We start from the raw sequence: 22,127 nt of genomic DNA, 5'->3' as shown, positions 1-22,127 counted from the left end.
CGGGCTATCACTTGTGTCGTGAGACTGTCGGGAAGATCCCGCGCGTCATCTGCCGGCCGCCCTCGATCGTCGAAAGAGTGCCGCGCTTCGGGGAAAGGAGGGGCCCCATCCAGCCGGTGAAGTGGCGACCTCCCGGAAACACCGAACGCCGGTCCTTCCGCTTGGAAAGCAGGGGCAGGTTGAAGGCGGTCGAGAACAGGCCGCGCCGGCGCCCCTTGTCCTTGCCGAACATCAGCGGATGATCCATCATCACGCTGAGGCCGACGAAGAGTTCGCGCTTCGGCTCCGTGCGGACATACTCGTTCTCGTTGGCAACGCCGGCGTTCAGGGGCTGCCGGGAGTCCATCATCTTCATGGCGGTGGCGGCGGCGCCGATGGGCTGGAAGCCGGCGCGGACCACGACAAGCGCTGCGCCGCTCTCCATGTGCTGCGCATAGAGCGCTGCGGAGGCTGGATTGACGCGCGCCGCTTCCATGCGTGCGGCGGCGTCCTCGGCTCCCGCGATCACTTCGATGTCCCCGGCGGGGATGCCGACGCCGGCCATTGCGGCGGCGAGGGCTTCGGCCGTGGCCACGTCCCTGTAGAGTCTCGTCACGATCGTCGTCATGCGTCTCCCTTTCCGTTACGCGCCTCTCGCGCGTCCATCCGGCGCCTTTTTCCGGCGCGCCTCATCCCGCCCGTTGCGCAAGCGCTTCATCCCGGAAGATACGCTCCGCCTCCGCGGTTTCCACCGGCCCCGCGCGCTCACCTCTGAGGAGCGGGCGCGCGAAGATCGCGGCGGCGGCCAGCAACAGGATCTCGAAGCCGAACACCGGGAGATAGGGCGCGGCCGCCCAGCCGCCGCCTGTCCCGGCGAGGATCACGTCGCGCGCCGCGCCGCCCGCAGCCACGGCGAGCCCGGCCGCCGTCGCCTGCGCCGCGCCCCAGGCGCCGATGGCGAGGCCGATCTGGGATTTCGGCGCCGCGCGCAGCGTCGCCGTCAATGTGCCATGTCCGAAGAGCCCGGCCCCGAAGCCGGCCAGAACGGTTCCCGCCGCAAAGAGCGCGGCTGATCCGGCGTAGGCCGAAAGAATCACCGCACCAAAGGCCGGAGCCCCGGCGAGCGCGCCGAGCGTCGCGAGCGCGAGCGGCCGGCCCCCGCGCCCGAGGCTGCGGGAGGCGACGGCGAAGCCGACCAGCGTGCCGAGGGCGAGGAGCGCGGTGAGTTTCGTCGTCTCTGCTACGGAGAGGCCGAGCGCCTGCCCGCCATAAGGCTCCAGCAGGACATCCGCCATGCCGAAGCCCGCCGTGCCGAGCGCGATGACGGCGAGAAGCCGCTTCGCCCCCGCGCCGCCGGCGAAGCTGCGCCATGCGTCGCGAAAGGGCGGCCGCTTCGCGCCTTCCAGCGCCGCGGCGCGGGCCCGATCGCGCGATTCCTGCTTCCAGAGAGCAATCCCGTTCAGAAGGACGGTGACGACCGCCGCGCCCTGAATGACCTGGATCAGTCGACCGGGCGTGTAGGATTCCAGCAGCGCTCCGAAGACAAGCGCGCTTGCGACCATGCCGAAGAGCAGCATCACATACATGAGTCCGACGACTTTCGGCTGGTCGTCCTCCTTCACCAGATCGGCTGCGAGGGCGAGGCCGGCGGTCTGCACCATGTGGAGCCCCGCGCCGACAAGCAGGAAGGCGAGCGCCGCGGCGCCCTGGCCGATCCAGAGCGGCTTCGAAGCCGCCTCGCCATAGCCCGAGAGGACCAGCAGCGCGAACGGCATGATCGCAAAGCCGCCGAACTGCCAGAGCGTGCCCTTCCAGATGAACGGCGTCCGCCGCCAGCCGATCGCGGAGGCGTGATGATCCGAACGATGACCGATGAGCGCCCGGAACGGCGCGAAGAGGAGCGGAAGCGCGAGCATTCCGGCCACAAGCGAGGCCGGCACGGCAAGCTCGACGATCATGACGCGGTTGAGCGTGCCGACGAGGAGCACGAGCGCCATGCCGACGGTGACCTGGAAGAGCGAAAGCCTGAGGAGGCGCGAGAGCGGCACTTCGGGCGTTCCGACATCCGCGAACGGCAGCCATTGCGGGCCGATCCGCGAAAGCTTCGAAACTGCGTAGGCCCTGATGTCCATCATGCATCCCGCCTCGTCCGAACCCGGCGCGGGTCGCGCCGCGACGGGAGGAACGGGCCGCGCCGGCATGCGGCGCGGCCCCATCCCGATCCGGCTACCTGTACTGCAGGTCGGCCAGGGCGACCGGCGTCTGGAGGATCGCCTTTGCGGTGGTCCCATCCGGCATGACGACGAGAACGACCTGCGCCCCCGCCTCCTGCGTCATCGCCGCAGAGGTCGTCGTCGCAAAGGCGGCCGGGCTGACCGCCGGAGCGACGTCCTGCGCGGCGGCCATCTTGTCGCCGCTGCCAATCTCGCGCCCCGACAGGAAGTCGGAGACCCATGTCGTGTTGCTGAGAACGGCGACGTGGACGGCGAACGAGCCGATCGCGACGGCCGACAGGAAGAGGGGAATCCCCACTGTCGGCTTCACGACGAGCCACATTTTTGCGTTGTTCATCTCTCGCCCTCCTTCAGCCGAGCCACGGCGTGGACGCGGCCACGAGAAGATGCGCGATGATCGCGATCACGCCGAAAACCCTGGTCCCGTCGATGAGGTAGGAGTGGACTTCCTCCGCCTCCTTCAACGTCAGGCCGGTCGGCCATACCTTGTCTGGATCGTCTGCCATTTGCTTTCCTTCTTTTTCCTCACCCGGTTCGAAGGCGACGGAGGCGCGGCCCTGGCGGCCGAGCGCCGGCCTTCTGCGCCCTGCGGCCCCGGAATCGACGGCCGGCTGATGACGCCAGACTCAGATTGTCACTTCAAATTTACAATATCAACTGTAAAGTAGAACTGACATCCACTGAATGGAACGATTTAGCCACGCCTCGCCATATCGTGGCGCGATCGGGAGGCGCGCGGCTTGCGCGGTTGTTCCGGCTCCGTAGTGTTCCTTGTCCGAAGGCCCCGAGGAGCCACAGCCATGCCGCAATCAGGCCCGCGCCCCGGCGCCGCGCTTCAGACTATCGCCATGCCGGCCGACACGAACGCGAATGGAGACATTTTCGGCGGCTGGCTGATGGGGCAGATGGACCTCGGCGCCTCCGTCCTCGCCCGCGGGCTGGCCGAGGGTCGGGTCGCCACGGTGGCGGTCGAGTCGATGCTCTTTCACCATCCCGTGCGGGTTGGCGACGTCGTGTCGATCTTTCCCTCGGTCGCCACGCTCGGGCGGACGTCGATGACGCTGGACGTCGAGGTCCGCATCTTCAACGCCGAGAGCGGGGCGGAGCGGCGCGTCGCCGAATGCCGGATCGTCTTTGTCGCCATCGACCGCGACGGAAGGCCGCGCCCGCTGCCCGGGCGCGAAGCCGCGCAGGGATAATCCCGGATTAACCTGATCGGTCTACCCAGTACCGTCGCGGAAATGCGGGGGGTGGGTCTGCGCCTTCGCACGCGCCGCGCCGCGGGGGCGGCGCAGCAGGATGCTGGAGGGTCGATGGCGGTCGAGACGACGCGAGCCGGATCGAGGGCCGCCCTGTTCTTCGGGCTGTTCGTCGGACTCGGTTTCCTCATCGCCGCAGGTCTCGGGCTTTCGCTCACGCACCGGGCCGTCGAGACAGCCATGCGGGCGGTTCACGCCTCCATCGTATCGAACAAGGCGGATGGCCTCCGCGCCGTGGCGGAGCGAACCCTCGCCGCGGATCTCGAGACGACTCGGCGTCTCGCCGGCTCGCCGATGGTCCGGTATCGGGTGACGAAGGAGCTTCGTCACTCGCCCGAACTTCTTCATGCGATCATCTTCGACATTGAGGGAAGGCCGGTCTTCGTCGGCGCGGAGACGACCGAGGCGACGCTCGCGGCGATGGCGCGGATGGCGGAGCAGGGCATATCGGCGGGCTCCCTGGATTTCGCCGCCGTGGCGCTCGCGCCGGATCGCCGAAACCTCATCTTCGTCGCGCCGGTGCAGGGCGCGACTGGATTGCAGGGCGCGCTGACGCGCATCGGACCCTCCCCCGCGGCCGGACGCATCGGGGAGGGCGAGGCGCTTGTCCTGCCCCTCAACATCGTAGAACCGCGCCTCTCCGAAGGCGCGGGCCGCCTGATCGCCGACGCGCCGCTATCCGCCGAGGGGCTCGCTCTCCGCTATTTCGAGCCTTCGAACGCGATGGCCGCACATATCAAATGGGTGGAGCAGGTCGTCTCGCTCGCGGTCGTCGGCGGGCTGGTGGTGTCGTTCGCCCTGATTCTCGTCATCGGCCGCAGGCTGATCCTCCGACCGCAGATCGAGCTCGCCCAGTCCCGGCGCCGTCTCGAGGAAAGCGAGAAGGAGGCGCGGCGGCTCGCGATGGTCGCGGAAAGGGCGACGGACCAGATCGCCATTTCGGACCGGGAGGGGCGGCTGATCTGGGCCAATCGCGCGCTGATCGAGGGGACCGGCTATACGCTCGAAGAGATCGAAGGGCAGTTTCCGCACCAATTCCTTCTCGGCGATCCGGCGCCGCCCGAGGCGCGGAAGGCGCTGCGGCGCATGATGGAGACCGGCGCCGCCGTCGAGTTCCGGAGCGAGATCCGCCGGAAGGGCGGCGGCCGCTTCGTCTCAGACATCGCGGTGACGCCGGTCCCGGACGAGACCGGCGCGAGGAGCATGCATGTCATCGTCGCCCGCGACGTCACCGAGGCGGCGCAGGCGGAGGAGCGGCTCCGGAACGCCGTGAATCTCATGGACGACGCATTCGCCATGATTGGCGCGGACGGGCGCTTCCGGGTCGTGAACCGCGCCTATCAGGACTGGATGGCGAAGCGCGGCGTCAAGGTCACCGTCGGCGCCGACTATGGGGACTTCCTGCTGGATTTCGCGCGCAACGCCGGCCACGATCTCGCCGGCAAGACGCCTGAGGCCTGGCGCGACGAGTTCCTCCGCTCGGTGATGGAGGAGGGGCGCGAGTTCTACCTTTCCGATCTGGACGGCGTGACGACATGGCGGCGGTATCGGAGACTTCCGGGCGGAGAACTTGTCATCCTCGCCACCGACGTCTCCGAGCTGACGCGCGCCCGCGCGCGGGCGGAGGCGGCGGTCGAGGCGAAGGCGCGTTTTTCGGCCTCGATCAGCCACGAGCTCCGCACGCCTTTGATCGGCGTCATCTCGATGTCCGAGCTTCTGCTCGAGAGCGAGATGACGGACAGCCAGCGCTCCGGCGTCGAGCTGATCGCGGCCTCGGGCGCGGCGCTGCTCGCGATCATCAACGACATCCTCGATTTCTCGAAGCTTGAGGAAGGACGGCTGACGCTGCGCGAAGCCCCGTTCGACCCGGTGGAGCTGGTCGAGGATGTCTGCGCGCTTCTCACCGCCGCGGCCTCCGCCAAGGGGATCGATCTTCTCTTCCGGTTCGACCCGGACGCGCCCCGCGCGCTCCTTGGCGATGCGGGCCGGATCCGGCAGATCGCGACGAACCTGATTGGCAACGCCGTGAAATTCACGACGAGCGGGCGCGTCGAAGTGCGGCTGCAGGCGCCGGCGGACACGACGGGCCGCGCGCGGCTCCGGCTCGAAGTGGAGGATACCGGGCCGGGCGTGCCGGGAGCGGATCTCGACCGCATCTTCGCGCCGTATGAGCAGGTCGAGGGGCCGAGGGTCTCCTCAGCCGGGGACGGGACGGGGCTGGGCCTCGCGATTTGCCGGCAGCTCGCGGAACTGATGGGCGGGCTGATCGGCGCGACCTCGACGCTCGGGGTCGGATCGGTATTCCATTTCGAGGCGCCGCTCACCTGCTCCGGAGAGAAGAACGAGGCGCCGGCCCTGCCGGAAGGCTTCGTGATCGAACTCGCGGGGGAAGAGCCGTGGCGCGGGGCGATGGAGGACCAGCTGCGCCGGATCGGCGCCGCGCCCTGTGCGCCGGGCGCCGCAAGGCCGGCTGCGCCGCGTCTCGTCGTCGTCGGGCAGTGCGGCGCGGCTCCGGCCGACGCGCTCGCCGGAGGGAAGCGCACCGGACCTTCGATCCTCGTCGTGGCCCCCGGCGCGGAGCCGCGGCCCGAATCGCTCGGCGACCTGATCGAGGCGCTGGGCGTCGGACCTTCGCAGGTCCTGCGTCGACCGATCCGCAGCGTGCTCCTCGCGCGGACGCTGCGCGCCCTTGCCGATGGCGGGAAGGGCGCGCCCTCCGCCTCACCCCCCGCGCGCGGCGCCGGGCCGAGCGTGATGCTGGTCGAGGACAACGACACGACCGCGATGATCGTCGAGGCGATGCTGCGCGGGCAGGGCCTCCGCCTCCGCCGCTTCGCCGCCGCTGCGCCTGCGGTAGCGGCGCAGGCAGATGAGCCCGCGGCGGTGATCCTGATGGATATGCACCTGCCGGACATGACCGGGCCGGAGGCGGCGCAGGCGATCCGCGCGGCGGAGACAGCCTCCGGGCGGAAGCCTTCGGCGATCCTCGGCTTCACCGCCAGCGCGGAGGAAGCGGACCATGCGGCCTGCCTCGAGGCCGGAATGGACGGGATCGTGACGAAGCCGGTGGCGCGCGACGCGCTCCTTTCCGCCATCCTCGAGCGCCTGCCGAAACCCGAGGCCCGCTCCGCCGCCGCGGGATAGCGCCGCGCCTCCCGCCCCGCTAAGAGCGGGTGATGGAATTCTCCGAAGATCAGGCCCGTGCGCGGGCGGCGATCGTCGCCCTGCTCGAAGGCGCCGGGGTCGACCTTGCCGCGGGCCGGCACGCGCCTTCGCCGGAGCGGCCGGCGGCGGCGCTCGCCGTGCTCGGCAAGGCGGGCTCGGGCAAGACGGCGCTGCTGGCCGACATCGCGGGGGCGCTGGCCGAGGCGGGGCTGGAGTCCGTCGGCGGCGACTACGAGCCGCGCAAGGCCCGCGGGCGGCGGAGCGTGGCCGTGCTCGCGCCGACCAACAAGGCGGCCTCCGTCCTCCGCGCGCGCGGCGTGCCGGCGACGACGATCCACCGCATCCTCTACATCCCGGTCTATGACCCGGAATTCGAGAAGATCGCGAAATGGCTGACGGACGAGGCCGCGCCGAAGCCCGAGGTCGAAGGTCTCGACGACGCCACGCTCGCCCGCATCCGCGCCTTCTTCGAGCAGCACCGCTCCGTCCCCGGCGCGCTGGCGATGGCGGGGCTTTCGGGCTCCGACTTCATCAAGGGCTGGACACGTCGGGAGGAGCCGCTGGACGTCGCGCTGGTGGACGAGGCGTCCATGCTCGACGCGAAGCAGTTCGAGGACCTGACGGAAATCTTCTCCACCCTCATCCTCTTCGGCGACCCGGCGCAGCTCGCCCCCGTCGGCTCCTCCGGCGCGATGGTGTTCGACGCGATGCCGGAGGCGGCGAAACCCTATCTCCACCGCATCCACCGGCAGACGGCGGACAACCCGATTCTCGACCTCGCCCATGCCCTCAGGGACGGCATCGGCTTCGAGGAGTTCGAGCGGGAAGTGGAGCGGATGGCGGCGAAGGACGACCGCATCGTCGTCGCGCCCCGCGCCGATCCGGACCTGATGGCGCGGGCGCCGATGCTCGTCTGGCGGAACGCGACGCGCCTCCGGCTGATCCAGGCATTTCGCGCCGCGCATGGCGCGCCGGAGGATTCCCTGCTCCCCGGCGAGCCGCTGATCTGCGACGGGATCGAGCTGCCGCTCAAGCATCGCAAGAAGCGGATCGACCTTGAGGCGCGGGGCCTCATCAAGGGCGCGCAGGCGATCTATGTCGGGCCGGGCGGAAAGCCCGGCTTCGCGCGGCTCCACGTCGTCGGCGCCGAGGCGCCGACAGTGAGCGCGGCGGCGATCATCAAGATCGAGGCGCCGGACAGGGAGGAGCCGGCGATTCTGTCCGCCGCGCGGATGGGCGCCGCCTTCGTCCATGGCGCGGCGACGACGATCCACAAGGCGCAGGGCTCGCAATGGCCCGCCGTGCAGGTCTTCGCGCCCGACCTCTTCGCGGCTTCGCAGGCCGGGCGGACAGAGGCCGGCGTCCCGCTCTGGCGCCGGCTGGCCTATGTCGCCGTGACGCGGGCGGAGCAGCGGCTCATCTGGGTCGCCCGCTACCGCATGGCGCGGCCGGCGCGAGCGCTCGGAATCGCCGATCTGGGCTAGGAGACCCGCCGGGGCGGTGTTGCGGTTACAAGATGAAGTCGCCCTCGGAGAGCGCATCGCGCTCCACCCGCGCCAACCGGATGAAATCGCCATCTCCGAGATTGAGGACGACGCCTCCGTTGCGGTCCGACGCGCCGTCGAGAACCTCCGGGAACCCGGAAAGGCCGAAAGCGGACAGATCGATCACATCCTCCCCCGGCCTGAAGTCCCGCACGACGTCCCTTGCGCCGTCGGCCGTGAAGACGAAAACGTCGGCGCCCTTGCCGCCTCTGTAGATGTCGAAGCCTGCGCCGCCTTCGATCGTGTCGTCTCCGGCTCCGCCATTCATACGGTCGCGCCCCGTGCCGCCGAGCAGAGAGTCGTCCCCGCCTCGGCCGGCGAGGCGGTCGTCGCCCTCATCCCCCGACAGGGTGTCGCGCCCTTGACCTCCGCGGAGGACGTCATTGTCCGCCCCGCCTTCTAGACTGTCGTCGCCGAGGCCGCCGATGAGCCTGTCCTCGCCCGACCCTCCCAGCAGCATGTCGTCGCCGCCGCGGCCGATGAGACGGTCGTCGCCGCCCTCGCCGGACATGCGGTCATCCGTCATGTCCCCCCGCATCCGGTCGGGGCCGGCGCCGCCAGTCACCGGCGCGGCGTCGGAGACATTCCGGAACTCAGCGGGGATCAGCGCCTCAAGCCGCGCGATGTCAGCCTCCGTCGCGAGGCGCTCCTCGACGGTTCGCCCACTGGCGTCATAGCGTTCATAGATCCCGTTCTCGATCTCCTCCTGTGCGCCGTCCGGGTAGGTGACCTCGATCTTTCGGGGCCCGAACTCGACGGTGGAGCCGTCCTCCAGCCTCACTTCACGCAGCGCATCCGCGCCCGCTCCTGCGACAAGGGCTTCAAGACGCGCGAAGTCCGCAGCCGTCGCCGCACGCTCCTCGACGGTGCGGCCGCGCGGATCGTAGCGTTCATATATTCCGTTCTCGATCTCCTCGACGCTTCCATCGGCGAAGGTCACCTCGATTTTGTTGCGAAGCCGGTTCAACTCGATCTCGGTCACAGGGGCGGTCATGCAGCCGTCTCTCCTCAAGTTGGGTCGACGCGGACATGGTGAGGGCGAAGACCCATGCAAGAGGCGCATGCCTGATATGCGTCAATCCAACTCATGAGCAGCGGTTCCGCTTCTCGCCGCAATCGGATGCGAGGTCGCATTGACCGCTTCGAAGCCGGCGGAGAAGGTAGATAGCCGAGCCGAAGGAGCTGCGCCGACATGAAGAAGACAGGAGCCATCCTCGGCGGCCTCGCCGCTTTCGCCGCGCTTTGGAGCGCAGGCTGGTTCGCGGGCAAGAGCCTGTATGTCGAACCGGAGGCGGACCGGGCGGTGGAACGGATGCGCGCCGGGAGTCTCTTCTTCGCCTATGAACGGCGTGCGGTGACGGGCTTTCCCTTCGGCTACGACATCGCCTTCGAGGACGTCTCGGTCAGCGATGCGGGCGGGCTCTGGCGCTGGCGCGCGCCAGCGGTCAGCGTCTCGGCCGGGCTCTCTGACCCGGCCGCGCTGGTCATCCGCCCGGCGCCGGAAAGCCGGCTGACGGTCGAGAGCGCGGCGTTCGGCGCGGGCGGAGCGCCGGCCTCGGTCTTCGACGTCGAGGCGGAGGGCTTCGTCGTAACCCTCGCAGAGGACGGCGAGGGGCCGCGCGCAACGATCGAGGCCGCAAGGCTCGCCGCGGTCCAGGCGCCGGGCGGAGGCGCGCTTTCGGACGTTCGCATCGTCCTTTCCGCGCTGGAGGCGGAGGGGCGCTTCGGCGCCGGCGCCGGGCGGGGCGCCCTTAAGGCCGCTTCGGCGGAGTACGCGCTCGCGCTCTCGCTCGACCAGGTGAGCGAGACACGCGCCGAAGGGCGCTATGAAGACCTCTCGCTCACCTTCGAGGGCGCGGCGCTGGACGCCGGGGATCTCGCCGCCTTTCTCGCCGCGGACGGGATCTTCGACCTCAGGATGGAGACCGGCGCCGTGTCGGGCGTCAGCCGTTCGACCGGCGGCCCGAGCGCGCCGCCGGTCGCATACGATGCGGCCGCCGGGCGGAGCGAGACGCTGATCGCGCTGCGGGGCGGGCGCGCCGCCTATTCCGCGACCGCGGAGGGGCTGACCTTCTCTTATGACGCCGAACCGCCGGCTGCGTTTCCGGGCGGCGGAGGCGCGGCGGCGCGCGTCGAGATGCGGCTCGACATGCCCCTGCGGCGGGCGCCGGAGCCGGCTCCCTGGGCGCTCGATCTCGTTCTTGCGGGCCTTGAGCCTGACGAGGCGCTCTGGTCCGCCGTCGATCCCGCCGGAGCGCTCGGCCGCGGGCCTCTCGCTCTGGAGGTAAGGCTCGACGGCGCGGCGCGGATCACCGCAGATCTCGGCGCCGCGTCGCTCTCGGGCTCGCCGGTCGCAGTTGAGACGCTGGCGATCCGCGCCGCGCGGCTCTCGCTGCCCGGTTTCGCGGCGGAGGCGGAAGGCGCGCTCGACATCGTCGGCCCCGCCTCCCAACCCGAGGGAGAGGTCGCTCTCGAACTGCGCGGCGCGTACGATCTTCTCGATCGAGCGGCGCGCGGCGGCCTCCTCGCGCCGGAGGCGGCGGATGGCTACCGGGAGGTTCTGACGGTCTACGGGAAACCGGGGCAGGAGGGGGCGGACCATCTTCTCGCGGACATCCGGCTCGGGCGCGGCGAAGTCTCGATCAACGGAACTCCGCTTCGCTAGTCGCCTCGTCGCTCGGGCCAGTCGCCGCTCTCGGGCATCGCCTCCGCGACCTCGCGCAACTCGACGAGAAGGGCGAGCAGGGCCGCCATCTTCTCTGCCCCGAAGGCCGCCTCGATGCCGGCGTAGATCGCCTCGGAGGCGCCCGCCATCCGGTCATGCAGCGCACGCCCCTCCCCGGTCAGCGCGACGACATGGCGGCGTGCATCCTCCGCCGCTTCCGCCCGGATCAGCCCGCGCGCCTCCAGCGCCCGGAAGATGCGGGTGAGCGACGGGGGCATGATGACGCAGCGGGCGGCCAGCGCCTTCGAACCGAGCGGGCCGGAATCGGCCAGCGCCCGGATCACCCGCCATTGCTGGATCGTGAGCCCGTGCGCGTCCACATGCGGCTTGAAGCGGCGCATCGTCGCCTCCCGCGCGCGCAGGAGCGCGATGGGAAGCGACTTATCGTAGCCGCGAAGCTTCGTTCCCGCGCCATCCGTCATGGACCGACCTTTCCGCGCAAATTGGCTGCTTTCCCCGCCATCGGAGAGCGGCTTAGCGCCGCGCGCGGAGGAGTTCGGCTCCGTCCGCGCCTCGAAGGACGAGCGCATCCTCCGCGATGTCGAATGAGGCGGCCGCCCCGAGCGCGGCGGCGAAGGCCCTCTCCCGCGCCATGAGGTCTTCGGCGCAGGCCATCATCGTCATCCCGGCGTCGGCGAAGGAGAGCCGCTCCCCCGTCAGCTCGAAACTGGCGAAATATCGGTTGCAGCCGGCGAGGCCGGCGACCCTGCCCTCCTCGAAAAAGAGCAGCGTCGGGAGGCCCTCGCCCGAGACCGGCGCGCCGCCAAGCGCCGCCACGGTCCATTCCCCGCCCAGAAGAAGGTCAAGCGGCCTGCCGCCGCAGCCGGCGAGGCGCCTTCCATCCGTTTCGACCGAGACGGCGAAGGGATGCGGCATCCCTGTCGCGTCGTCGCGGCAGAGCCCTTCGGCGATGCGGATCGCGGCCCCGAGCGCGTCGGAGGCAATCACCGTCTCCCCGTCCGGCCCGATCCCGGGCGGCGGTAGCGGCGCGGCGCGGCGTTCGGCCCCGTAGTCCAGCGTCAGCGCCGCCACGCCGCCCCGGATCGCAAAATCCCATCCGGGCTCGTTGCCGCCGGCGCGGAAATCCGGCGCGGGGAGGGGGGCGAGCGCGCATTCCGGCAACGTCTCGCCCGCAAGCGAGACGAGCGCCGACCCGCCCTTCGACCAGAAGAAGGTCTCCGAATCGCCCGCCATCTCGTATTTCGCGCCCGACGCGGCGGGAACGGGCGCGAGGCGATAGCGGTCGCCCCGCGCCTCGATCACTACGGCGCCGCCATCGACGCCGACGAGAACCTCCTCGGCCCCGCAGCGCATGCGGCTTGCGAAGGCCATCGGCGAGAAGGGATCTAGCGTCACCCGGAGCGCGTCGACCGGCCCGGAGGGCGGGATCGCCGCCGGCGGCGAGAGCCAGCGCGTCTCCCCGTCCAGCTGGATCGCCGCGCGCAGCGTTCCCCCGTCGGGCGGCGCTGCGAGCGCGAAGGGAAGCGGGACCTGCCGGCCCCCTGTCCTCTCCCGCATCTCCGAAAAGAGGGCGCCGGCCGCATCCCGCGTCTCGACCACGAGCATGGCGGAATCCGGCAAGGCGATGCGGGCGGGATAGGCCGCCTCCCCGCGCACGACGCGCTCCCCGGCGCCCGCTTGAAGCGCAGCGAAAGCGGCGAACGCGAAGGCGAGGCGGGCGAGGCGCATGGCGTCTCCTTTCACCTGTTAAGTATGGGGCCGGGCGCCCGGCGCTTCAATCCGCGCGGCCTCGCATCCACGAGGGGAGAGCGCTACGGTGCTCATGCGCCCGGTTCGCGGGCGGATGCGAAGGGACAGGCGGATGCGCGAAGCGAGAGAAGAGACCGCCGGAGGCGCGGGGCCCCTGAACCGCGCCCCGCGGCTCGCCGTCCTTATCGACGCTGACAACGCCAGCCCGAAGATCGCGGGGGACCTCTTCCGCGAGATCGCAAAGATCGGCGAGGCCAGCGTGCGCCGCATCTATGGCGACTTCTCCTCCGGACAGCTCGCCTCCTGGCTCAAGGTCCTGCCCGAACACGCGATCCTGCCGCAGATGAACCAGGCGAACACGACGGGCAAGAACGCCTCCGACATCGCGCTCGTGATCGACGCGATGGACCTCCTGCACACCGGGCGGTTCGACGGATTCTGCCTCGTCTCCTCCGACAGCGACTTCACCCGCCTCGCCGCCCGCATCCGGGAGCAGGGCGTGGCCGTCTACGGCTTCGGTCAGGAGAAGACGCCGAAAAGCTTCGTGCAGGCCTGCCAGCGCTTCATCTACACGGAGAATTTCGTGGTGAGCGAAGCCCCCACGTCACAGGGCGAGGCGCAGGGCGAGGCCCCGAAGCGGCCGGGTGGGCGGAAGTCACCAGAGGACGCAATGCCGCTCTTCATCAAGGCGATGGGGGAGCTGGCGGAGGACAGCGAGTACGTCCATCTCGGCGCGCTCGGCCAGCTGATCGCCAACATGGAGCCGGATTTCGACCCGCGGAGCTATGGCTGCGCCAAGCTCTCCAGCCTCGTGGAGAAGACGGGCCGGTTCGAGATCGAGCGAAATGACGGGTTCGGGGTGCAGATCCGTCTCCTGCCGAAGCCGAAGCCGCGGCGGGGCTGACCATGAAGACGGCGCTCGTCACCGGCGCGGCGCGCGGCATAGGCCTCGCCATCACCAAGCGGTTCCTCGCGGAGGGCTGGCGCGTCCTTATGCTGGACAGGGCGGCGGAGACGCTCGCCGCCGCGCATCGTGCGCTCGCCAGCAACGCGGCGCATGCGATCCATGCCGATGTCTCCCGACCGGAAGACGCCGCCCGCGCGATCCGCGAGGCGGAAGCGCTGGCGGGGCGACTCGACGCCCTCGTGAACAACGCCGGTGTCGCCGATTTCGGCCCGATGCTGGAGACGAGCTTCGAGACCTGGTCCGATATCATGGCGGTCAATCTCGGCGGCCCCTTCCTGATGACGAACGCAGCCGCGCCGCTTCTTTCCGCCGATGGCGGCGGCGCGGTCGTCAACATCGGCTCGATATCGGGCCTGCGCGCCTCGACGCTCCGCATCGCCTACGGCACGTCGAAGGCGGCCCTTACCCATCTCACCAAGCAACAGGCGGTGGAGCTCGCCGGGATGAGCGTTCGGGTCAACCTTGTCGCGCCCGGCCCGGTCGAGACGGAGATGGCGAAGAAGGTCCACAGTTCGGCGATCCGGAAGGACTACCACGACGCGATTCCCCTCGCGCGTTACGGCGCGGAGGAAGAGGTCGCCGCCGCCGTCTTCTTCCTCGCCTCGCCCGAGGCGTCCTTCGTCACCGGGCAGGTTCTTGCGGTGGACGGCGGGTTCGACGCTGCGGGGATTGGCCTGCCGACGCTGCGGCGGGGTTGAGCTGGCGCTCTTGCAACCTTGCACGTCCGGTGCGCCGGGCGGCGGGATTTCCCTTGCTCCGCCAAGCTCCTCCTATACCGTTAACCGTGCCAGAGGCGCTCGCCTCTCAGGCGAAACCGGGAGGGGGACATGGCGAAAGCGAAGGACAAGTACGGGCAGACGCCCTGGGAAGGGCTGAAGCCGACGCCGCCGGCTGATTTCGCACAATGGCCGTTCTATTACGCCTCGCTCCAGTGCAACTGGGTCTACTGGTACGCCGATCTCGATGTCGCGCGCGGCTATGTCGAGGATTCGGGCGGCAAGCCGACCGGGCTCCGCGCCGCGCGCTTCCCCGTTACGGAGGGCAAGAAGACGGTGGACAAGGCCGTCGTCCTCCTCAATTTCCAGCGCTACACGGCGCATTACACGAACGCGCTCGGCACGACCAACGAGGTCGAGTTCAACGTCGTCGCCTATCCGGAGAACCGGGCGCCAGGCGTTCCCTACATGCCGCTCGAACGCTTCCTGAACGGGAAGGACCAGACGAAGACGCTCGGCCATCTCCGCCTCCATGTCGCGGCGGACAACGCCATCGCGGTGAAGGCGGGGCGGGAGGTGTTCGGGGAGCCGAAATTCGTCGGCCAGTTCGTCTACGAGGCGCCGACGCTGAACGGCCCGCCCTCCGCGGACTGGAAGGTGCGGCTGGTGAACCCCGAGAATGCGGACGAGTTCGTCTATGACATGGACGCCGATTTCGCCGGCCTGCCGTTCTGGCCGACCAACTGCACCCCGATACCCGAATTCGCGCTCGGCCTCGGCCGGACGGTGATGACGCGCTGGACCATCATGGGCCAGTTCATGACCGCGATGCTCGACGACAAGGAAGATCGCAAGCGCGTGAAGCTGAAGATCGGCGCCAACGATTTCTCCATGACGGAGGACATGCGCGCCCTGATCGGGGAAAAGAACCGCGCCGTCGCGGCGCAGAGCTTCACCTCCCTGCCGGCCTGCGCGGAGCCCGAAGGGTTCTATGTCGACGCGATGGACCGGAGCGGGATCTATGGCTGAGCCAAAGGACGGGGACGGCTTCGTCACGCTCTCCGCCGCGCTGACGGGTTACGATTCGGCCTCGCTCTGGGCCACGGGATGCCTCCCGGAATATCGCCGTCAGGTCGCTGCGGTAGCGGGGCCGGCGCTCATGGCGCGGCTAGAAGCGGCGGGGATGGACCTCGCCGCCCTGCCGCCGGGGCCGGCGCTTGACGGGGCGGCGCGCGAGCTGGTGCTTGCGGACCATGATCTCGGCCCCCTCGCCCGTTCGCTCATCCAGCTCTGGTATCTCGGGCAGTGGACGCCGATGCCGGCCGACTGGGTGGAGCGGAACGGCGCGAAGCGGGAGGATGTCGCCCGCATCCTTTCCCCCCGCGCGTATCGCGAGGGGCTCGTGTGGGATGCGATTGGCGCGCATCCGATGGGCGCGAAGCAGCAGGGCTTCGGCGCCTGGGCGGAAGAGCCGCCCGTGACGCCGGAGGAGGCGCGATGAGCGGAACCTACGATGCGGTGATCGTCGGCGGCGGCATGTCCGGCGCCCTGATCGCCAAGCGATTGACGGCGGAGGGCCGGCGCGTCCTCATCCTCGAAGCAGGGGCGGACGGGGGCGCGGAGCCGTCGACCTATCGCGCCTATCACACGACCTATCAGCTGAACCCGATCAAGGTTCCGAACTCGCCCTATCCGCAGAACCCTTCCGCCCCCTCCCCCACCGTGCTCGACATCGGGCCGATCGCGCCCGGCGCCCCCGATACGGCGGGCTATTTCGTGCAGAAGGGCCCGCGCCCCTTCCGTTCCGACTATCTCCGCGCCCTCGGGGGGACGACGCTGCACTGGCTCGGCACCTGCCTCCGGATGCAGCCGAGCGACTTCCGCACCGCGACCGAGTTCGGGCGGGGCGACGACTGGCCGCTCTCCTATGACGATCTCGCGCCCTGGTACGAACAGGCGGAATGGGAGATCGGCGTCTCCGCCGACAAGGAGGACAACGCCTTCCACGGCATCGACTTCCCGGAGGACTACGACTTCCCGATGGAGGCGATTCCGAAATCCTTCGTCGACCGCTGGTTCGAGGAGGGCGTGCGGGGCATGTCCGTCCGCCTCTCGGGCGGGGAGGAGCGGGAGCTCTTCGTCGCAGGCACGCCTGTTGGCCGCAACTCGATACCCCGCCGGGGGCGCTACCGGGTCGGCGGGTCGGAGGCCTGCGACTACGAGGCGGCGGGGGCGACCGGCCCCTATGCCTTCCAGGGCCAGCGCTGCGAGGGCAATTCCTCCTGCATCCCGCTCTGCCCGATCCAGGCGAAATACAACGCGCTGAAGACGCTGGAGCAGGCGCAGCGCACCGGGCTGGTGGACGTCGTCACGCAGGCCGTCGTCTCGAAGGTGGAGACGGACGGGGCGACGGGGCGGGTGACCGGCGTCATCTACAAGAAGTACGCCTTCCCAGGCGCGCCCGTCTGGGAGATGAAGCGGGCCGAGGGAGCGATCTATGTCCTCGCCACGAACGCCATCGAGAATGCGAAGCTGGCGCTCGCCTCCGGGCTCTGCTCCGGCTCCGGCCTTCTAGGCCGGCATCTGATGGACCATCCTTACGTCAATGTCTGGGGCCTCGCGCCCCGGCCGGTCGGCCCGTTCCGGGGGCCGGGCTCCACCGGCTCGATCCCGGCGCTGAGGGACGGGGCTTTCCGGAAGGACGTCGCGGCCGTCCGGCTCGAATTCGACAACTGGGGCTGGAACTTCGCGGCGAACGCGCCCTATTCGGACGTGGAGCGTATGGTGGAGGAGGAAAACCTCTTCGGCCCCGCCCTCCGCGCCAAGCTGCGGGAGCGGGTGCAACGGCAGGTTCGCGTCGGCATCATGCCGGAGCAGCTTCCGGCGCGCGCCAATCGGGTGACCATCGACCCGGCTTACCGGGATTCGCTCGGTGAGCCGCGGCCCGTGCTCGAATACGATGTGGACGAGTACAGCCGCGCCGGAATCCTGCAGGGGATCGACGTGACGCTGGACGTGTTCCGCAAGCTCGGGATCGAGAACCACACGGCGTGGAACCCTGCGGACCCTGGATATGTAAGTCTCGGCGGGCGCGGCTTCGTCTATTTCGGCGCGGGGCACAACGCCGGCACCCACCGGATCGGGCGAAACGCGCGAGAGGGGGTGACCGATCTCGACGGGCGGTCATGGGAGCATGACAATCTCTGGCTTGTCGGCTGCGGCGCCATGCCGACCATCGCCACCTCGAACCCGACGCTGACGATGACGGCGCTGGTGCTGAAGGCCGCGCACGGGATGAAACGCGCTCTGGAGGGCAAGGCATGAGCCTCGAGAGGGACCGCGCCGCGCTGGCGGAGATGCTGCGGGCGGCGATGAAGATCGAGCTGACGACGATCCCGCTCTACGCCACCGCCTGCTACACGATCTCCGAGGTCGGGGACTACGCCCGCATCTCGCCGGCGGAGGCGAACGCCGAGCCCCGGGAAGTGATCCGGCAGGTGATGCTGGAGGAGATGCTGCACCTCTCCCTCGCCGGGAACATCCTCAACGCCATCGGCGGCGGCGTTATTCTCGACCGGGCGGAGGCGATCCCCGCTTATCCCTGCGCCATCCTGCCTTCGGGCAAGGGCCCCGTCGCTCGGCTTCGCCGCTTCTCCAAGGATCAGGTGCGCCTCTTCCGGGAGATAGAGCGCGCGCCGGCGAATTTCGAGAAGGTGAAGGACGGGGACTGGCGGAAGGCCGAGACGATCGGCGGCTTCTACCACTGCGTGGAGCTGGCTCTCGACGCCATTGTGAAGGCGCATGGTGAAAAGGCCGTCTTCACCGGCGACCCCTCCTGGCAGATAGGGCCGGAGCATTACTGGGGCGCGGGCGGCGAGATGATCCCGGTCACGGGGCTTAAATGCGCGCGCCGGGCGCTCGACATGATCGTGGAGGAAGGGGAAGGCGCCGATCTCGGCGGCCGCGCGGGGGACGGAGACCCGATCCCCGGCGGGGGCGGCGAGGACGTGGCGCATTTCTTCAAGTTCAACGAAATCCTCCTCGCCCGCCGCTACCGGCCAGACGACCGGATCGGCCATCCGCCGACAGGGGGCGACCTCGTGACGGACTGGAGCGCCGTCCACCCGATGCGGGACGATCCGAGGGCGGAGGAATGCGCGAACCTCCCCGAGATCGAGGCGCGGATGCTCGCATTCGACCGGCTCTACACGGATTTCCTCCTGACCCTTCACGCCGCCTTCAACGGCGCGCCGGAGCGACTTAGGGAAAGCGCGCCGACCATGATCGCCATGGCGCGGGCGGCGGAGGCTCTGGTTCGCATCCCGGTCAATGCGGCGGGGGAGACGGCGGGGCCCGGCTGGACCTTCCGCGCCTGATCCGCGCCGCGCTTGCCGCGGCGCCCGCCGCCCGATATAGCCCGCCCTCGGATGAAGCCCCGCGCGCCGCCCGGCCGGCGCGCCCCGAGAGGCCAGCGCATGAAGATCAACGGCAACGAAATCCGCCCCGGCAACATCATCGAGCATGATGGCGGGCTCTGGGTCGCGGTGAAGACCGCCCATGTGAAGCCCGGCAAGGGCGGCGCCTTCGCCCAGGTCGAGCTCAAGAACGTCCGCGACGGGCGCAAGCTCAACGAGCGCTTCCGTTCCGCCGACAAGGTGGAGCGCGTGCGGCTCGATCAGAAGGACCAGCAGTTCCTCTACGAAACGGACGGCAAGCTGGTGTTCATGGACAGCGAGACCTACGAGCAGATCGAGATCGACGCCGAAATCCTCGGCGAACGGCGGCCTTTCCTGCAGGACGGGATGACGGTGACCGTGGAATTCTACGAGGAGGAGGCGCTCTCCTGCGCCCTGCCCGAGAAGGTGACCTGCGAGATCGTGGAGACCGAGCCGGTGGTGAAAGGCCAGACCGCCGCGAACAGCTTCAAGCCCGCCGTGCTCGACAACGGCGTGCGCGTGATGGTGCCGCCCTTTGTCGGCTCCGGCGAAAAGATTGTCGTCAACACGGAGACCTTCGAGTATGTCGAGCGCGCGTGAACCGGCGACGCCGGAGACGATGGTGGACAACGAGCGGGTGCGCGTCACGAAGTGGAGCTTCGCGCCCGGCGCGGCCACGGGCTGGCATGTCCACGAATTCGACTATGTCATCACGCCGGTCATCGGCTCGAACGTGACGATCGTGGACGAGGCGGGGAAGGAAAGCGCCGTGCGCATGGAGCCCGGCCTCTCCTATTTCCGCAAGGCGGGCGTGGCGCATGACGTGATCAACGCCGGGCCGGGGCCGCTCGTCTTCGTCGAGACGGAACTGAAAGAGCCCGCCGCGTGACCACCGGCTCCGCCAATCTCAACGTCATGATCAAGGCCGCGCGGAAGGCCGCGCGCAGCCTCGTGCGCGATTTCGGCGAGGTCGAGAATCTCCAGGTCTCCATGAAGGGCGCGGGCGACTTCGTATCGAAGGCGGACCTCAAGGCCGAACAGATCATTCGCGACACGCTGATGGAGGCGCGCCCCGCTTATGGCTGGCTCGCCGAGGAAAGCGAGGAGGCCGAGGGGGCGGACGGAATGCACCGCTGGATCGTCGACCCTCTGGACGGGACGACGAACTTCCTCCACGGCCTGCCGCACTGGGCCGTCTCCATCGCGCTGGAGCGGAAGGGGGAGATCATCGCCGGCGTCGTCTACGACCCGGCAAAGGACGAGATGTTCACCGCCGAGAAGGGCCAAGGCGCCTGGATGAACGACCGTCGGCTCCGAGTCTCCGGCCGGCGCGACATGATCGAGATGATCTTCGCAACCGGGGTTCCCTTCGCCAACTCGAAGCATCTGCCGAAGACGCTGAAGGAAATTGCGATCCTTATGCCTCGGTGCGCCGGGCTCCGCCGCTGGGGCGCGGCCGCGCTCGACCTCGCCTATGTCGCCGCCGGGCGCTATGACGGCTATTGGGAGCGCGGCATCAACGCCTGGGACGTTGCGGCGGGCGCGATCCTCGTGAGGGAGGCGGGCGGCTTCGTCGGCCCGCTGGACGGGCCGGGCGACCCGATCGCCGAGGGCCGCATCGTCGCCGCCAACCCCCTCGCCTACGAGCGCTTCTGCGAGCACCTCGCCGCCGCCTGAGATCTTCGCCATGATCAGAGCGCAAGGCGGGTTTGCGCCTGCGCCTCTCGGATTTTCCGCCGATGCCGCTACGTTGCACTGCAACAGAGCGGGCATGGCCCGCCGCCGCCGGGGGGGCCGCCATTCGCATGGAGACCCGAGATGAAGCCTGAAATGAACAAGAACTCAGAACCTTACCGCGCCGATCTGGATTACGCCGCGGTCGACGCCGCCATGCTGCATGCGCGTCGTCTGCGCGCCGAGGCGATGGCGGCGACGCTCATCGCGCTCTGGCGCGCGCCAGGCGCCGCGCTCGACTGGCTGCGCGCCGCGCGGCCTGCGGCGGCTGCGCCGCGCCGCCATGCGGCGGAGCGCATCCGCACCGCGCTGACAGGGCTCCGCGCGTCGGCGGAGATCCTGCGCGACCATCCGGACATCAGCGCCGCGGAGCGCCGCCGCCTCGTGGAGATCGTTCTGGCCGAAGAGGCGCGGCTGGAAGCGTTGACGGGCGCAGGCCGCGAGGCCGGAAAGGCCTGAATCCGCCGCCCCTTGCGGGCGGCGCCGCAGCGCCGCATGATGCGCCGCGAAAGGGCGCGCGGAGGGCGGCATGGTCGGCGGGGGCCAGATCAGGGTGGAGTTCGAGCAGCCGGTCCGCCAGATCCTGGCGATGCTCGGCTCGCTCGGCGCCATCGGCATTGCCGCCTGGGTTCTCCACAAGCCCATCGAGACAGTATTCCTCGCCAATGTCGGCCTCAACGGGCTGATCGGCGGCGTCTTCGTCATCGGCGTCGTCGCCACGTTCTGGCAGGTCTTCGCGCTGATGCGCGCCGTGAGCTGGATCGAGGGCTTCGCCATCGACCGGCCCGGGCATGAATTCGTGGAGCCGCCACGGCTCCTCCGCTCGCTCTCCACGCTGCTGCGGGACCAGAGAGCCAGGCGCGCGCTGACCTCCACCTCCACGCGCTCGATCCTCGACACGGTGGCGACGCGGATCGACGAGAGCCGGGACATCACCCGCTATCTGGCCAATCTTCTGATCTTCCTCGGCCTTCTCGGCACCTTCTGGGGGCTGTCGCTAACCGTGCCGGAGGTCGTGAACACGATCCGTTCACTCCGCCCGACCGAGGGCGGAGGGATCGATTTCGACGCGCTGATGAGCGGGCTCGAAAACCAGCTCGGCGGCATGGGCACCGCCTTCGCCTCCTCGCTGCTCGGCCTCGCCGGGTCGCTCGTGGTGGGGCTCCTCGAGCTTTTTTCCTCCCGCGCGCAGAACCAGTTCTACCGCGCGCTGGAGGACTGGCTGGCCTCGATCACCCGCATCTCCTTCGGCGCCGAAGCCGGCGAGGGCGATCAGCTCGGCGCCGCGATGCAGCTCGTGGAGCAGAACGCCGCGCAGGTGGCGGAGCTTTCCGCCCTCGTCGCCGAAATGGCGGCGCGGGCCGAGGCGCAGGCGGCTGCGGAGACCGTTCGCCCTGTCGATCCGGAGGAGCCGGCGCGGCAGACTGCGCTCCTCGCACGCATCGCGGAACGGCTGGAGACGACGGCCGCGAAGCCGGCGCCGGGCGCGCTCGGCGAGGAGGCGGAGGCGCGGCTCCGCAATATCGACCGGCAGCTCCTCCGCCTGAGCGAGGAGCTGGCGACCGGCCGGCAGGACGCGATCTCGGAGATCAGGGCGGAGCTAGGCGGCCTCGCCCGCGCGCTCGGTCAGGTGGCGGAACGACTGGGGCGCGGCTGAC

The 22,127-nt window shown here is 69.7% G+C and carries 22 protein-coding genes; 15 read left to right on the top strand and 7 right to left on the bottom strand.

Features of this window, described 5'->3' with window-relative positions; all coding sequences use genetic code 11:
* Positions 1–7: 7 nt before the first annotated feature.
* The 4 genes from ACE37J_RS18670 to pufB all read right to left on the bottom strand — a co-directional run bounded on the left by ACE37J_RS18670 (position 8) and on the right by pufB (position 2,719).
* Positions 8–607, bottom strand: coding sequence for a hypothetical protein (locus tag ACE37J_RS18670; protein WP_409714117.1), 600 nt, complete (start codon positions 605–607; stop codon positions 8–10).
* Positions 608–668: 61 nt separating this feature from the next.
* Positions 669–2,114, bottom strand: coding sequence for an MFS transporter (locus tag ACE37J_RS18665; protein WP_409714114.1), 1,446 nt, complete (start codon positions 2,112–2,114; stop codon positions 669–671).
* Positions 2,115–2,205: 91 nt separating this feature from the next.
* Entirely contained in the window at positions 2,206–2,550 is a 345-nt protein-coding gene (locus ACE37J_RS18660; protein ID WP_409714111.1) for a light-harvesting protein, read from the bottom strand.
* A gap of 13 nt (positions 2,551–2,563) precedes the next feature.
* Positions 2,564–2,719: a light-harvesting antenna LH1, beta subunit gene (gene pufB, locus ACE37J_RS18655; protein ID WP_409714108.1), complete on the bottom strand. Its 156-nt coding sequence runs from the start codon at positions 2,717–2,719 to the stop codon at positions 2,564–2,566.
* Positions 2,720–3,013: 294 nt separating this feature from the next.
* Between pufB and ACE37J_RS18650 the strand changes: the two genes are divergently transcribed.
* From ACE37J_RS18650 to ACE37J_RS18640, 3 genes are read left to right on the top strand one after another with little or no spacing between them, the layout of a single operon-like run.
* Positions 3,014–3,412: an acyl-CoA thioesterase gene (locus ACE37J_RS18650; protein ID WP_409714105.1), complete on the top strand. Its 399-nt coding sequence runs from the start codon at positions 3,014–3,016 to the stop codon at positions 3,410–3,412.
* 42 nt (positions 3,413–3,454) lie between these two features.
* Positions 3,455–6,616 carry an ATP-binding protein gene (locus tag ACE37J_RS18645; protein ID WP_409714103.1) on the top strand — a complete coding sequence of 1,054 codons (3,162 nt, stop codon included), beginning with the start codon at positions 3,455–3,457 and terminating at the stop codon, positions 6,614–6,616.
* A 32-nt stretch (positions 6,617–6,648) separates the two neighbouring features.
* A complete protein-coding gene (locus tag ACE37J_RS18640; protein ID WP_409714100.1) occupies positions 6,649–8,121 on the top strand; it encodes an ATP-dependent RecD-like DNA helicase in 1,473 nt (490 codons plus the stop codon).
* Positions 8,122–8,146: 25 nt separating this feature from the next.
* On the opposite strand, the gene ACE37J_RS18635 is transcribed toward ACE37J_RS18640, so the two are convergent.
* Positions 8,147–9,175: a calcium-binding protein gene (locus ACE37J_RS18635; RefSeq protein WP_409714097.1), complete on the bottom strand. Its 1,029-nt coding sequence runs from the start codon at positions 9,173–9,175 to the stop codon at positions 8,147–8,149.
* A 198-nt stretch (positions 9,176–9,373) separates the two neighbouring features.
* Between ACE37J_RS18635 and ACE37J_RS18630 the strand changes: the two genes are divergently transcribed.
* Complete coding sequence (locus tag ACE37J_RS18630; protein ID WP_409714094.1) at positions 9,374–10,846, top strand: DUF2125 domain-containing protein; 1,473 nt, start codon at positions 9,374–9,376, stop codon at positions 10,844–10,846.
* Here the strand turns inward: ACE37J_RS18630 and hpaR are convergent.
* Positions 10,843–11,328 carry a homoprotocatechuate degradation operon regulator HpaR gene (hpaR, locus tag ACE37J_RS18625; RefSeq protein WP_409714091.1) on the bottom strand — a complete coding sequence of 162 codons (486 nt, stop codon included), beginning with the start codon at positions 11,326–11,328 and terminating at the stop codon, positions 10,843–10,845. The two genes, ACE37J_RS18630 and hpaR, sit on opposite strands and share 4 nt — an antisense overlap.
* 52 nt (positions 11,329–11,380) lie before the next feature.
* A complete protein-coding gene (locus tag ACE37J_RS18620; protein WP_409714088.1) occupies positions 11,381–12,610 on the bottom strand; it encodes an META domain-containing protein in 1,230 nt (409 codons plus the stop codon).
* Between the two features lie 118 nt (positions 12,611–12,728).
* Here ACE37J_RS18620 and ACE37J_RS18615 point away from each other — a divergent pair, with 118 nt between their 5' ends.
* From ACE37J_RS18615 to ACE37J_RS18565, 11 genes are all read left to right on the top strand, one after another.
* A complete protein-coding gene (locus ACE37J_RS18615) occupies positions 12,729–13,520 on the top strand; it encodes an NYN domain-containing protein (RefSeq protein WP_409714085.1) in 792 nt (263 codons plus the stop codon).
* A gap of 2 nt (positions 13,521–13,522) precedes the next feature.
* Positions 13,523–14,281 carry an SDR family NAD(P)-dependent oxidoreductase gene (locus ACE37J_RS18610; RefSeq protein WP_409714082.1) on the top strand — a complete coding sequence of 253 codons (759 nt, stop codon included), beginning with the start codon at positions 13,523–13,525 and terminating at the stop codon, positions 14,279–14,281.
* Between the two features lie 129 nt (positions 14,282–14,410).
* Positions 14,411–15,328 carry a hypothetical protein gene (locus ACE37J_RS18605; protein ID WP_409714079.1) on the top strand — a complete coding sequence of 306 codons (918 nt, stop codon included), beginning with the start codon at positions 14,411–14,413 and terminating at the stop codon, positions 15,326–15,328.
* Entirely contained in the window at positions 15,321–15,800 is a 480-nt protein-coding gene (locus ACE37J_RS18600; RefSeq protein ID WP_409714076.1) for a hypothetical protein, read from the top strand. The genes ACE37J_RS18605 and ACE37J_RS18600 overlap by 8 nt, the downstream gene beginning before the upstream one ends.
* Positions 15,797–17,623: a GMC family oxidoreductase gene (locus tag ACE37J_RS18595; RefSeq protein WP_409714073.1), complete on the top strand. Its 1,827-nt coding sequence runs from the start codon at positions 15,797–15,799 to the stop codon at positions 17,621–17,623. Before ACE37J_RS18600 ends, ACE37J_RS18595 begins: the two co-directional genes overlap by 4 nt.
* Positions 17,620–18,675 (top strand): ferritin-like domain-containing protein, encoded by a 1,056-nt coding sequence (locus ACE37J_RS18590; protein ID WP_409714070.1) that lies wholly within the window; start codon positions 17,620–17,622, stop codon positions 18,673–18,675. Before ACE37J_RS18595 ends, ACE37J_RS18590 begins: the two co-directional genes overlap by 4 nt.
* Before the next feature lie 99 nt (positions 18,676–18,774).
* Complete coding sequence (gene efp, locus ACE37J_RS18585) at positions 18,775–19,335, top strand: elongation factor P (protein WP_409714067.1); 561 nt, start codon at positions 18,775–18,777, stop codon at positions 19,333–19,335.
* Entirely contained in the window at positions 19,319–19,624 is a 306-nt protein-coding gene (locus ACE37J_RS18580) for a cupin domain-containing protein (protein WP_409714064.1), read from the top strand. Before efp ends, ACE37J_RS18580 begins: the two co-directional genes overlap by 17 nt.
* A 26-nt stretch (positions 19,625–19,650) precedes the next feature.
* Positions 19,651–20,412 carry an inositol monophosphatase family protein gene (locus ACE37J_RS18575; RefSeq protein ID WP_409715469.1) on the top strand — a complete coding sequence of 254 codons (762 nt, stop codon included), beginning with the start codon at positions 19,651–19,653 and terminating at the stop codon, positions 20,410–20,412.
* 141 nt (positions 20,413–20,553) lie between these two features.
* Complete coding sequence (locus tag ACE37J_RS18570; RefSeq protein ID WP_409714061.1) at positions 20,554–20,928, top strand: hypothetical protein; 375 nt, start codon at positions 20,554–20,556, stop codon at positions 20,926–20,928.
* 70 nt (positions 20,929–20,998) lie between these two features.
* Entirely contained in the window at positions 20,999–22,126 is a 1,128-nt protein-coding gene (locus ACE37J_RS18565; RefSeq protein ID WP_409714058.1) for a biopolymer transporter ExbB, read from the top strand.
* The last annotated feature ends 1 nt before the right edge of the window (position 22,127 follow it).

This window comes from Pikeienuella sp. (assembly GCF_046290545.1).
Lineage (GTDB): Bacteria > Pseudomonadota > Alphaproteobacteria > Rhodobacterales > Rhodobacteraceae > Pikeienuella.
This window is presented reverse-complemented; position numbering and strand designations above follow the sequence as displayed.